This window comes from Komagataeibacter diospyri (assembly GCF_006538165.1).
Classification (GTDB): Bacteria; Pseudomonadota; Alphaproteobacteria; order Acetobacterales; family Acetobacteraceae; genus Komagataeibacter; species Komagataeibacter diospyri.
Window position 1 is genome coordinate 1 of sequence record NZ_BDLU01000004.1, and the last position, 12,261, is coordinate 12,261.

General features: G+C 53.9%; 10 protein-coding genes and 2 pseudogenes. 2 read left to right on the top strand and 10 right to left on the bottom strand.

Going from position 1 to position 12,261, the window contains the following annotated elements; all coding sequences use genetic code 11:
• Window positions 1–356: 356 nt before the first annotated feature.
• From pyk to MSKU9_RS00690, 3 genes are all read right to left on the bottom strand, one after another.
• A complete protein-coding gene (gene pyk / locus MSKU9_RS00680) occupies window positions 357–1,454 on the bottom strand; it encodes a pyruvate kinase (protein ID WP_227002284.1) in 1,098 nt (365 codons plus the stop codon).
• A 26-nt stretch (window positions 1,455–1,480) separates the two neighbouring features.
• Complete coding sequence (locus tag MSKU9_RS00685) at window positions 1,481–2,284, bottom strand: sulfotransferase family protein (protein ID WP_227002285.1); 804 nt, start codon at window positions 2,282–2,284, stop codon at window positions 1,481–1,483.
• Between the two features lie 120 nt (window positions 2,285–2,404).
• Entirely contained in the window at window positions 2,405–3,145 is a 741-nt protein-coding gene (locus MSKU9_RS00690; RefSeq protein ID WP_227002286.1) for an autoinducer binding domain-containing protein, read from the bottom strand.
• A gap of 1,026 nt (window positions 3,146–4,171) precedes the next feature.
• Here MSKU9_RS00690 and MSKU9_RS17995 point away from each other — a divergent pair.
• Window positions 4,172–4,621, top strand: coding sequence for a HEPN family nuclease (locus MSKU9_RS17995; protein WP_141259446.1), 450 nt, complete (start codon window positions 4,172–4,174; stop codon window positions 4,619–4,621).
• 408 nt (window positions 4,622–5,029) lie between these two features.
• Here the strand turns inward: MSKU9_RS17995 and MSKU9_RS00700 are convergent, their stop codons facing one another.
• From MSKU9_RS00700 to MSKU9_RS00715, 4 genes are all read right to left on the bottom strand, one after another.
• The gene (locus tag MSKU9_RS00700) at window positions 5,030–5,539 is read right to left on the bottom strand and encodes a RidA family protein (RefSeq protein WP_141259447.1); all 510 of its coding nucleotides are present in this window, start codon (window positions 5,537–5,539) and stop codon (window positions 5,030–5,032) included.
• Window positions 5,540–5,544: 5 nt separating this feature from the next.
• Window positions 5,545–5,967, bottom strand: coding sequence for a c-type cytochrome (locus MSKU9_RS00705; protein WP_141259448.1), 423 nt, complete (start codon window positions 5,965–5,967; stop codon window positions 5,545–5,547).
• Window positions 5,967–7,568 (bottom strand): flavin monoamine oxidase family protein, encoded by a 1,602-nt coding sequence (locus MSKU9_RS00710; RefSeq protein WP_141259449.1) that lies wholly within the window; start codon window positions 7,566–7,568, stop codon window positions 5,967–5,969. The genes MSKU9_RS00705 and MSKU9_RS00710 overlap by 1 nt, the downstream gene beginning before the upstream one ends.
• A 215-nt stretch (window positions 7,569–7,783) precedes the next feature.
• Window positions 7,784–10,093 (bottom strand): TonB-dependent receptor plug domain-containing protein, encoded by a 2,310-nt coding sequence (locus MSKU9_RS00715; RefSeq protein WP_141259450.1) that lies wholly within the window; start codon window positions 10,091–10,093, stop codon window positions 7,784–7,786.
• Between the two features lie 628 nt (window positions 10,094–10,721).
• Here MSKU9_RS00715 and MSKU9_RS18430 point away from each other — a divergent pair.
• Window positions 10,722–10,957: pseudogene (locus MSKU9_RS18430) on the top strand (IS701 family transposase); the annotation flags it as partial.
• 48 nt (window positions 10,958–11,005) lie between these two features.
• On the opposite strand, the gene MSKU9_RS00725 reads toward MSKU9_RS18430, so the two are convergent.
• The 3 genes and pseudogenes from MSKU9_RS00725 to MSKU9_RS18845 form a co-directional block, all read right to left on the bottom strand.
• The gene (locus MSKU9_RS00725; protein WP_141259451.1) at window positions 11,006–11,284 is read right to left on the bottom strand and encodes an FGGY family carbohydrate kinase; all 279 of its coding nucleotides are present in this window, start codon (window positions 11,282–11,284) and stop codon (window positions 11,006–11,008) included.
• Window positions 11,285–11,400: 116 nt separating this feature from the next.
• Window positions 11,401–12,105: a ribose-5-phosphate isomerase RpiA gene (rpiA, locus tag MSKU9_RS00730; protein ID WP_141259452.1), complete on the bottom strand. Its 705-nt coding sequence runs from the start codon at window positions 12,103–12,105 to the stop codon at window positions 11,401–11,403.
• Between the two features lie 77 nt (window positions 12,106–12,182).
• Window positions 12,183–12,261 (bottom strand): annotated as a pseudogene (locus tag MSKU9_RS18845) (6-phosphogluconolactonase); the annotation flags it as partial.

Below are 12,261 nucleotides of genomic sequence, written 5' to 3' on the forward strand. Positions count from 1 at the left end.
CCAGCTCGCTATCATGTTCGATGAGCGGTTCCCAATGGCCTGAAAAAATGGCACCGCACAAAATTCTACACAGTCTCCTGGTCCATGACTTCCGGGCCACTCACCCCTGTCCTTAGATGTGCGGAAAAACTTTCATCAAGCCGTACGCGCATCATCGTCGACAATCAGACACCCGCCTGCGCGTCGTACCGGCACAGGCCGGTTGCGGCTGTTGCTTTCTTGTCGGTAAGGCAGTCGACAGCGTGGCCGATGGCAAGAAATTGCCACAGGACGGGCAGCCACGGATCCCGGTCAGGACGCTGGTTGTGGTGCCATCTGCTTGCCGAACGGACAGCTCATTCAGTGTCTGTTGTTTTTCATGGAGGCAGGCTCCAGCCTCCATCTGGATCGGATTGAGGGCCGCAATGATATATCGAACATGGTCCTGGGTGCGCTATCGAGCACCATCCGTTCTGTTTTATATATGCGCTAACAGCCCTGCCTATCTGCTGCAATCGAGCCGTTGCCTCCACCGGATAGCAACCGATCGCCGTTTCTCCTGATAGCATCAGAAAGCTCGTGCCATCGAGGACTGCGGTCGTGATGTCGCCAATCTCCGCTTTGGTCGGATATGGATGTTCAATCATGGTATTGAGCAGTTCAGTCGCTACGATAACAGGTGCTTTCTGCTTCTGTGCCGCCGCAAGTATGCGTTTCTGGAACAGACAGACCAGATCGGGACTGGTCTCGACAGCAAGATCCCCCCGGTCGATCATGACCATGTCTGATGCCCCGATAATTTCGGCCATGTTGTCCAGGCCACCCTGATTTTCCACCTTGGCAACAATACCCAACGGAACCCTTCCCATAAGATGGCGGATTGCCGCGATATGCTCCGCTCCTTCCACGAAGCTGATGCCAACGTAGTCCACAGCATTTTCCTGGGCGAAGGCCATCATCTCGCGATCGCTCCGTGTAACCAGCGGGCGCTCGAACCGGGCCTGCGGCACGTTTATACCTTTCCGGCTCCGCAGTACACCACCGACTTTCGCGCGCATATGCACGTCACGTCCGTTAATTTCTTCGACTAGAAAAAACAGGTGACCGTCATCGGCATACACGTCGAGGCCAGGCATCATGAATTCATGAAATCGGTCAAAATTAACCGGAACCTTGATCGAGCCATCATGCTGGCTGTCAGTGGTCAGGATAATGAGGTCTCCGGCCTCGAAGGCCGGTTCATGGGCAAGGAGCACTGTTCTGATCTTCCGGCCAGGAATATCAAGAAGAACAGGCAGGTCTGGCAGCGTTTCCTTTATCAACCTGATCGTCTGCCGATGCCATTCGCGTGTGTTATGCGAACCGTTCAGCCTGGCCATTGTCATGCCAGCTTCCGAAAGGGCTTGCAGCATTTCACGACTTGCAGAAACAGGACCGATTGTCGCAACAATTCCGGGCGGCGGAGACTCAGGCAATAATCGTCGCTCCATCCGGATTTTTTTTAGGATCGCGCCAGAATGTGCCCCCCGCCAGTCGCGACGCAATTTCGGGGGGGAATAGCCAGTCTCCGATGGACCGCACCGACCCGTTCACGGACGATATGCTGACCGGGTGAGTTCAGGTTGTGGTCAAACGCAACCGGCTCTTCAAACTGCACACGTTCGAAATCGTAGCGCCATGCGGGCAGCTGAAGCGCATCAGTAAGGATCGCCATTGTCCCACCCGGATCGTTCACCAGCCGGTCATAATCAACAACGATGAGATTATGCGCCATATCCCCGAAATAGGCTTCGTTGAAAGCACGCCAGCAGAACCCGAACGGACCATCTGCCGCAAGGATATAGTCTATGCGGCTATAGAGATTGCCCCGTCGTTCAATGGGCACGATTTTTGATCCCAGTAGCGGATTTTTCTGAATGAGGCGCTCAAAGGAGTCGATGATCCGGGCCGGATCGCGCACACAGCATATAATCCTGGAACCGGGAAAGAGCGCATTGGCCAACCCGACACGGGTACACCAGATGCGACTGTTATCGATGATGACCGGTCGCTGCCTTTCCGGAGCGGGAAGCTTTCCGTAATAGTTCAGCAACACGCCCCGCAGGACACGATCGCGGGTCTCGGTATCGAATTCGGTCTGATATTCTCCCTCGACCATAACCGAGCTGAGTTTGACGATCATCGGTGCAACAGGAGAAATATACCCCGCTTCAGCCACAACCGGGTTCTGGCGCAGAATAGCGGCCAGTAGCGTTGAACCTGATCGCGGCAGACCGGACATGAAGTGGACGAGCGGTAGAGGCATGAACACAAAGACCACAAAATTAGCGATTTCTGCATTCTAGAAGTCTGATAACTATGGCCTACTCCCCGTCCGGGTAGTCACGTATGTTACAAATTGTTTCGTAGCGACTGTCCACGCACGTCATGGATATATCAAGCCAAGCTGGATGGCACGCACAACAGCCTGGACACGATTGTGACAACCCAGTTTCTGCATCACATTCTTCACATGATGTTTGACCGTATTATCACTTATCGAAAGGATGGAGCCAATTTCAGTTGTATCCTTGCCCTGGGCAACCCAGAGAAGGCACTCCCGTTCCCGGTCTGTCATAACCGGTCGGTCGTTATAGGTAGCAAGTTTGGCGAGTTGGCAATAGCGGGTATGATATTGCCCGACAATCAACTGGATCAGGGCCTGCGTCCGGAAGTCGATTTCTTTTTCAGGCGAGGCCACGCTCACCAGCAGCAACATTCCTGGGGTTAAATGAAACGGGATGGCATGTCCGGTCTGAAAGCCGATATCCCGGAATTCATTCATTATTTTTTTCTGGTCCGCATTCCTGACATAGACCTGGTTCCAGTCATAGGGCGTCAGACCGTGGCTTACGGGATCAATGACTGGATCTATATTCTGGTAATTGTTCCGGACGTAATGTTCCAGCCAGTGATCGGGATAGGTCGTGTCGATCAGATAACGCTCACCCAATCGGGTCTTGTGGATCGTGCCAGCCGCATGGGCAAACGGGCCAAGCCGCGCCAGAAGTGCGCGAAGGGACAGGTTCAACTCGTCTATTTTGGATGCCTGACGCATTTTGGCGGTCAGATCGATGACGTTTTCAAACATGTAGATCATCGTGCGGTCAATGAGATCTGTATCCACTCATCACGTCGCATTCTGCGCTTTACCATTTGAAACGCACGCCAGCGGTTATGGCGGCTGAGCCTACATTACTACCTGTATTGGTCTGTCGATGGCCTCCAAATGCGTTTACGACAAGGTCCATGCCCTGAACACCTCTCACGGGATAAGCTGCCGTAACCGTTGTGCCCTGTTCAAGCGGAATAGGGCTGCTCTGGCTATGTTCGATTGCAAAGGGGCCAACATGATCCATATTGCCAAGGGCAGGAGAAGCAGCAAAGGGGCGACGGACCGGAGCGCTCTGATAAAAGTTTTCCGATAGAGAACGCAAACCCGGCGCAACGGACGAGGTAAATCCCGGAAGTGCAGACGATGGGGACGTGGGAGCGTGTGCAGGAGTAAAACAGGTCGACCTCGGCGTCTTGACTGGCGCTGCAGATGTTCCCCACGGCATACCAAGCAGGCAGAGCTGAAAACTCAGTGGCGCGTATCTTCGAAGCAAAAAAACTGACCTCAACCGCATTGCGACATGGTATCCTACAAAAAGCATAGCTTTGTCTCCAATGACAGCCCGGATACGTTTAAGATCTGTTGTTCTCAAGACACATATAGCGTGCAATCCCATAATATGACATCAATATGTATTTCAGTATATTTCGAAAAGGGTGTGCGATTAAATACAGACTTTCATTCTCGTACGATGAATAATCGTTTTTTCATCCATCTGCCTGACACCCCACCGACCGCCCTGCAGGCTCCAACCATTACACTGCGATTGCCCTTCTTGTTCGGGCGAAGTGACCAGACAAGAAGTTTTTGCCCTCATCAAGATCGTGCTGAGGACCACCGCCGCATCCCGGAAGCGGCCTGAGGTTGCCCGAAGGAGGAAGTGAATCGACAATGGTAGCCTTGGAGACTGTTTCAAAAGTCTAAACGTTTGAAAAAAGTAGATTAATGCCCTGTCTTCATCCCCAATGCCTTGCGTTCTACGAGGCCATATCAGAAGGTATCCGTCTGGTGATCTGGTTACCATAAGGACGGTACAGCATGGGTATTCCGAGTGATCCGCTCTTGGACATCATTCGACGGTCTATAGCCAACTTGGAATTCATCGAAGCGAATTACGAGATCCATGGCCTGTATGAAGTGACCCAACTCGTGAATACATTCTTGGGTGCGCTTATTCACCCTTTTGAGAAGTCATCAAAAGGGAAGCAGTTCATCGAATATTTCTCGAACAGGCCAGTCCCTATAGACGTTCAATATAAGATCATTTTAGAAGAAAATATTTCCTATTATGGTTTTTTGAAATGTATTCGTTATGAACTTTCACATGGTAATATTAGATACAACCCCGACAAAATCAAGAGGATACAGTCTGTATATTTCTGGAACAAGAAAGGTAACAAGAAGACGTTTAGATGTACCCTCTCATTAGAGGAAATGAAACGTCTTCTTGTGGACTTCAAGATATGCCTCGAACAACTAAATAAATAAAGTTATAAAGTAATTTGCTATGGAACTGAGATAACTAGTCTATTTACTGCTATTTTTCAAAATACTATACATAGTTTTTCTATAAAATAAAATTTAAAGCATGATATTATTTCGGAAATCACAATGTATAAAAGTATAATAAAACTATAGGGTATAGGTCCAAATGAAAATTTGTTTATTAGACTATTGGCGTAAAACAACAATATTCCATGGAGAATATAAAAACTATAACTTATCTCACCAAGACGAGCAGCGCCGCGAAGACGAAGTAGACCACCAAAATCATAGCCCTGACATACCTGAAAGAATAGCACAAATGAGAAAAATATTTGGGGCTGGCATAGGTAATTCCTTACATTATGAAGCACAACCACAGTACATGCCACTGGGATGAGATATGCCGATCTATTACTTTGCGGGCATACGCACCGCAGTAACCTCGATCTCAACCAGCCAACCCGGATTGGCCAGATGGGCCACACCAAAGGCCGAGCGGACCGGCAGATCCGGCTGCCTGTCGGTACCATAAAACTGGGTATAAGCTTTCATCATCCCGTCAAAATCGAGCGTGCCCAGCTTGGGGTCCTCGGCCATGTAAATGTGCATCTGCACGACATCGCCCATGCCCAGACCCAGCTTTTTCAGTTCATCCTGAATACGCAGCAGCGCGGCATAGGTCTGGGCCTGCGTATCACCGTAGGCGGCAAGGGTATGCGGATCCGCCTTCCTGTCCTGCACCGGCGCGCCCATGCCGCTGAGGTAGATGGTGCTCGCCCCGGCCGGAACCTCGATAGAGGATGCAATGGGAAATTTGCCTGCGGAATGCCGCACGATACCGTCATCGGCACAGGCCGGGACAGCACCAGCCATGCTGGAGAGGATGGCAAGGACCATGGCTGTCTTTTTAAGATCGAACATTCGCTTCACTGTTCCTTCTGCTGTACGGCAGGCCGCTGGGCCGCGACATCGGCGGGCGTGACGGTATCCGTATAATGATTGCCAAAATGCGTGCGGATGTAATTGACCACACTGGCAATCTGGTCATCTTTCAACGTGCCCGAAAACCATGGCATGCCGCCATATCCGTTCATGATGACATAAACCGGATACCCACTGCCCTGCAGTTTGGCATTGCTGGCAAAGGCGGGGAATTGCGCACCGGCACCGACCGCCCCTTTGCCGTCGGGCATGTGACAGCCCTGACAGACATGACGATATACGTCCTCGCCCGTATTCAGGGGCTGGACCTGCCCCACGACCGAACTGGCGCTATCCGCCTGTACTGGACCAACAGGGACCAGAAGCAGCGGGACGGCAAAAATGGAAAACAGAAGAAACTTGCGCATCAGCTGGCTCCCTGCGCACGGCTGTGCAGTTGGGTTATGGCATCCAGCGCAGACAGGATGGCCCCTTCCTGCCAGCACCCCACATAGGATGCATGCTCGCCAGCCAGCACGATACGGTTATCCATGGTGCACAGCGCCTTGTAATGGGTCCTGCGCGCCTGTTCGCTCCACATCGAGCAGCACCCCATTGTCCAGGGCACGCGGCTCCATGCAAAACTGACGCCGTTGGAGAATTCCTTGCGGTATTGTTTGTGGAAGACCTCACCCTGCGTCAGGGCATGCTCGATCCGCTCCTGCGGGGTCATGCCGGCAAAATCGTATGCCGCCGGACCAAACATGTACCCGCCCAGCAAGACCGCGGGGCCGCGGGAGAAGTAGCCGTGGCTGGGATAGGAAATCTGGCTGATCGGCTGATCGGTAAAGCTGATTCCGCCATATATCTGGTCATCCTCCTCCCAGAACCGGCGTTTGAACTCAAGCCCCAGCTTGACGGAGGACGCATAGGGCACCGCCATGATCGCGGCCCTGAGCGGTGCGCTGACCTGCACATCAAGCTGCGAGAGGATGGGCAGCGGGATGGTGCAGACACAGTAATCGGCCTCCGCCTCACGCACGGCACCACCATGGCTCATATCGTTATAAGTTACCTTTACACCCCTGTCGTCCTGATGGATCGATGTGACCTTGCAGTTCAGGGTGATCAGGTCGTGTACCTGCCGGTTGAAGCCCTTGCCGATCATGTCCATGCCGCCTACGGGCTGGAACATGGTGGTCTGCATGTCCAGACGTTCATGGAAGGCAAGCCACGTCCACAGGCCGGAACGCATGACATCCTTGCGGGCAAACGGCTCGGATGGAACAGGCGCGCCGTTTATGCCGCCACCCAGCGCCTTTTCATATCCACGGGTTTCGGAACTGATGATGCCCCTGGTCCAGTTCAGATTGGAATCAAGGCAGCCCCACTGCCGCATGGCGGTCATGACATGTTCCTGCTCATCGACCGAAACCATGTCGTCCAGCTTGTGCTGGTCAATCGCCTTGCCCAGAAGTTCCGCCGTGAAACCATGGAAATCTGCGGAAAATTCCCGGTACCGGACCGGCTTGCCATCAAATGCCGTGCTCGAATGGAGCCATGAATTGTGGTTCAGTTCCACAAACGGTTCCAGTTCCACCCCGAATTCACGACAGTAATGCAGCAATCCCTGATGATGGTAGGGAATACGCCATGGACCGGGATTGATGTAATTGCCCGATGCGAAGCTGACCTTCTGGGTGGCTCCCCCCAGTTCGGTTACGGTATCCCCCCCGCGCAGGCTGATATTACGGCCACCAGCACGGTTCTGGAATTCCAGAACCTGCACATGGTAGCCTGCCTTGCGCAGTTCATAAGCGGAAAGCATGCCTGCAAGCCCTGCCCCCAGGACCAGCACGCGTGTCCCGCGTTTCGCACCGGACAGGACGGGCGAAGACGTGAAATCCGTACCCTGCGCATGTCCCAGGGATGTCATGGCCTGATACAGGGCGGCACTACCGGCGAGCGTGCCAATACGGGTCAAAAGTTGCCTGCGCGTGGGTACCTTGCGCGGATGAGCGTTTGTCACCAGAAAATTCCCATAACAACAACCGTGATGAACCTGCCTCCATTGCTCCGGACTGATTCTGGCTGGGAACAATGCAAGCGGATATGAAGATCATGCCTTTCCGGCCATGGATGGATTGCCAGATGGACGCAGGAAACAGCAAGGTTTCTGCCCATCGTCAGTAAAATACCCATGGTATCGGCCATGGGTATTTTGACTTCAACTGTCAGGCCGGATCAGAAGTTGGCATTAAGACGACCGTAATAATACCCGCCATACATGGGAATCTGGGCGGAATCTTCATCATAAGGCATGGCGCCCAAAGCATTAAGCGCCTGCGGGACCATGCGTGGACGCACGTTGAATACGTTATTGGCACCGACTGCCATATGCCAGTTTTTCTTGAAACGGACGCCAATTTCAATATCCGTCAGCCAGTGTGGCGTATTGATGAACTGCTGCAGGGCGTTGTTGGAGTACTGCAGGGCCGCAGGACCCCAGTCCTGATACTGCATCATGTCGCTGGTCTGGCCATAGCGGGTCTGGCGGATATTAAAATCCCAGTTCCGGTAGGTATAATATGCGTTCAGGATGATCTTGCTGCGCGGATAATCGGTTGTGATTGCCGCGATATCCGAAAGGTTCAGGTCCGCGCCGTTATGATGCAGGCGGGTGCGGTTGAGGTCGATCGACATCGACAGCGCCAGATTGCCGTATTGATGGAAGCGGAACATGTAATCCGCCTTGATGTCCACGCCCTGTGTGCGGGTACTGGCGCCATTGGTGAAATAATCGGCATAAACATCGTTATAACCGGTAAAACCGGTTGGCAGGGAAGCCAGCTGGGCAATGGCCTGCGCCGCAACCTCGCCCTGCGTTGTATTACCGTAAGGGGTAGAACCGCCGAAGTTCGTATCCTGCACGATGCGGTCACGCATATTGATCTGGTAGACGTCCGCTTCAACGTGGAAACCATCGACAGGCTCCAGCACGATGCCACCGCTGACACTGGTGGAGCGCTCGGGCTTCAGCTTGGTCGCGCCAATGGCCTGGGCCGCCGAGGAATCAGCGGCAAGCAGGCCGCTGGCACCCGTGGGTGAAACATTGACGGCGCTGAAATGGGATTCAGCCAGCGTCGGGGCACGGAAGCCCGTGCTGATGGTGCCACGGATGGCAATACGCTTTGTGAAGTTGTAACGTGTTGAAATCTTGCCATTTTCTGTATTGCCGACATCGGTGTAATGCTCCAGCCGCCCGGCAAAATCCAGTTCCCATTTCCTGGTCAGGCGGAAATCACCATCCAGATACCACGCCCAGATGTCACGGTACCATGTGCCAGCCGAACCGGGGGAGATGCCGGCATAACCCTGCGTGCCACCCCCCAGGTACGAAACGGGATTACCTGCGGTGATGTTGTAGGATTCCATCCGTTCTTCAGCACCAAAAGCGAGCGTCATCGGAACGACGTCCCCGATCTTGAAACGACGACGGAAATCGACGTTGTTGGTCCATTGCACCATGCTGTAGCTTTCAGCCCGCGCCTTACGCGGACTGGAACCGTATTCAGTGACATAAGATGTGTTAAGGGTATTCTTGTTGCCGATCTTGTCGATATCTTCACCATAGGTGGAACTGATATCCCAATTGAAGCCCATGAAGTTGTCACCCTTCAGGCCCAGTGTGGCGGCAAAATCGTTTTCTTCCATGGTTTCCAGCGGTGAAAAACCATAGGGGGCAATAGCGGCACAGGCCTCGCAGGAACCGCCGACAGTGGGCGTGCGATAGTTTTCATACGCTTCCGCATGACGATGGGCGTAGGTAATCAGCCCATAGAAATTGATTCCGGGCGTAAACTGCTTGCCCCATTCAATCGCCAGATTTTCACGCGTTTCTTCTGGCGTGCTCATGATCTTGTTGGAACGTGTTGAAATTTTTCCAGCATTGACACCGGTATAGGTCGCACTGCTGGCATCGGCAGGCTGGGAACCAAGCAGGCGGTGGTCCCGCGCATTGTTGGCCACGAAATGGTCCGTATGGTACATCTGGCCGCTGATATGCAGGAACCCGCCCTGCCCCAGTTTCATGCCACCATCGGCATTAAGCTGGTAGCCCCAGCCATCACCGTTATAGGCATTCGCGCCGGTCTGGCCGCTCAGATTCAGGCCATGATCCTGTTTCTTGGTAATAATGTTGACCACACCGGCAATCGCGTCCGAGCCATACATGGCGGCCGCACCATCTTCCAGCACTTCGATATGATCGATGGCATTGGCCGGAAGCATATTCAGGTCAACCGGGGTCGAACCTGAATCCGGTCCTGAATCAGCATACAGATTGGCCGTCGTATGACGGCGCTTGCCATCAACCAGCACCAGCACTTCGTTCGGGTTCAGACCACGCATGCGAATGGCGGATGTCAGGGCGCCCGCATCGGCCCCCATCGTGCTGACATTGATCGAGGCATAGGTACGGGTCAGGGCATCAGCCAGGTTCATCTGGCCTGACCGGCGCAGGGTTGCCGCGCTGACGACCGAGACGGGACTCATGCTGTCACGCGCCTTCCGATTGACCGTGTGCGTGCCTGTCGACACGTTTATTGTCTCGACGCCGGAACTATTTACACCTGCGTTATTTTCTTGCTTCAGGTTCTGCGCAGCACGCGTATGTGTCTGCGCTGTCGTTGCACGACGTGCGCGGACTGTCCCGTTTTTTTCTGGATTCTGTTCCTCTGTTACAGAATTTCCACTGGGTGTTGCGGCGACTGCTCCGAAAGAAACAAAAGAGCAGATAGTTGTAATCAGGAAAGAAGTTCGTCTGTTCATGATGCCCCGCGATTCTTCTGTCGATTTACGATATTGACGGGACGTAATGATTATCGAGAAAAAAATACTCATCACATCGTTTCGACATCAGTACGTTGCAGCAATGCGACACCTCGCTTTACATCACGTTATGTTGACAGTCTTAAGAATCAGAAAAGATGATATTCACAAGTAGTAATAAATAAATGACATATGCAAGAGCAGAAATCGAGAAATCTGATTGTGATATCAGCTGATTATACGCGGGCTTGCAGATCCCTCCGGCAATACAGTTGCATTTTATGCATGCGTTCATATTCTGTGGGCAACCATGATTCAGTATTTCATGAATGATGGAACATAAGTTGAATAGATGCAGGAACTATCGGCGTCCACGCTTCAGGCGACCAGCAAGCAGATCGTTCCGCTGTTTTACTCAGAAGCGTGTCGCATCTTCTACGTGTACCTTCCCTGTTGGCCTGATCGGCAATGAACCACGCAAAACGGGATGGATACGTTCGGAAGCGGCAGGAGAGCCCGGTCCATGGCGGTCAATAGGCACCTCTCGATCGCGGGCAATGGGACGCCGATGCCTTTCGTGACGCCATCGGTCACGCGATCACATACTCACCGGACCACGTCTCATGCCTGCGTAATTTAATCAAACAGGTCTCCATCACCCCCGGCGCGGTTCAGTCGGCTACCGGGAAACCTGTGCGCGATTTCCACGCATTTCCGTGCAGCGCACTCGTCATTCCATAATATGCACGGCCGCAGCGCTGTCCCCTGCGTGCCCGGCAGCACCGCGCCATGCTGCCGTCCTGACAGGTCGATAGCGATGACGGTAGCCATCCCCCATATGGAATGAGCCGCCAGCGCGTCCATTGCCTGTATCAACGCGGCCGACCAGTCCTGCGGTACCTGTTCGCTCCACATGGCTGGGTGGATGGCACCAGCACCTGCTGCGTGCCACTCATCCGCACGGCCTTGAGGCTTGATATGCCTGCATCAAGCCCAACAACCATGATTACTTTCCGCTGTAAAGGACGTGGTTATCCGGCCATCAGGTGCTTCAGGCCATCCCGGCCTGCCACGATAACCTCGGATGTGCGGCCAATGAACAGGCCACTTTCGATCACGCCCACGATGGAGCGGATCTGGCGTGCCAAAGCCACGGAATCAGCGATTTCCCCAAAATTGCAATCCAGGATCAGGTTGCCGCCATCGGTATTGAAGGGTATGCCCTGCGGGTCCAGCCGCAGGGTGGGACGCGCGCCCAGATCCTGCAGCCGGGTGGCCGTCAGTTCCCAGCCGAATGTCGTGACTTCCACGGGTACAGGCATATGGTGGCCCAGCCGTGGCACCAGCTTGCTTTCATCCACCACCACCACGAAGCGGCGTGAGGCGGCGGCCACGATCTTTTCACGAAACAGCGCCCCGCCCCGGCCTTTTATCAGGTTGAGCGTGCCCATCTCCACTTCATCCGCCCCGTCAATATCAAGGTCGATCTGCGGGTGGGTGGCAAACGTCACCAGCCTGATCCCGTGCGAACGCGCCTGCTCGGCCGAATGCTCCGATGTGGGAATGGCGGCAAATCGCAGCCCTTCCGCCCAGCGGCGACCCAGTTCATCAATCATGTAAGCTGACGTGGTGCCCGAGCCGAGGCCGACCACCATCCCTTCCCTGACCATGGATGCAGCCTCGATCGCGGCGAGGCGTTTCTGTTTCTCACGCGGGTCGCTTGTCTGGGCTGTCATGTCCGGGCTCCTGCTGTTCTTCTGGCTGGCTGTATCCTTTCCGCACCCCGCTGGAGGCGCAGTGATGTTCACGGCATTCATTGTCCCGCCGCCGCCTTGTCCATAAGCCAGATGAGTTCGCCCTCGGTCGTGATGTGGCTGGCGGGTTCCGCCGGA

Coding starts and splice junctions, on each gene's coding strand:
- MSKU9_RS00685 (WP_227002285.1), bottom strand. CDS start 2,284: ATGCCTCTACCGCTCGTCCACTTCATGTCCGGTCTGCCGCGATCAGGT.
- MSKU9_RS17995 (WP_141259446.1), top strand. CDS start 4,172: ATGGGTATTCCGAGTGATCCGCTCTTGGACATCATTCGACGGTCTATA.
- MSKU9_RS00700 (WP_141259447.1), bottom strand. CDS start 5,539: ATGTTCGATCTTAAAAAGACAGCCATGGTCCTTGCCATCCTCTCCAGC.
- MSKU9_RS00705 (WP_141259448.1), bottom strand. CDS start 5,967: ATGCGCAAGTTTCTTCTGTTTTCCATTTTTGCCGTCCCGCTGCTTCTG.
- MSKU9_RS00715 (WP_141259450.1), bottom strand. CDS start 10,093: ATGAGTCCCGTCTCGGTCGTCAGCGCGGCAACCCTGCGCCGGTCAGGC.
- MSKU9_RS00725 (WP_141259451.1), bottom strand. CDS start 11,284: ATGTGGAGCGAACAGGTACCGCAGGACTGGTCGGCCGCGTTGATACAG.
- rpiA (WP_141259452.1), bottom strand. CDS start 12,105: ATGACAGCCCAGACAAGCGACCCGCGTGAGAAACAGAAACGCCTCGCC.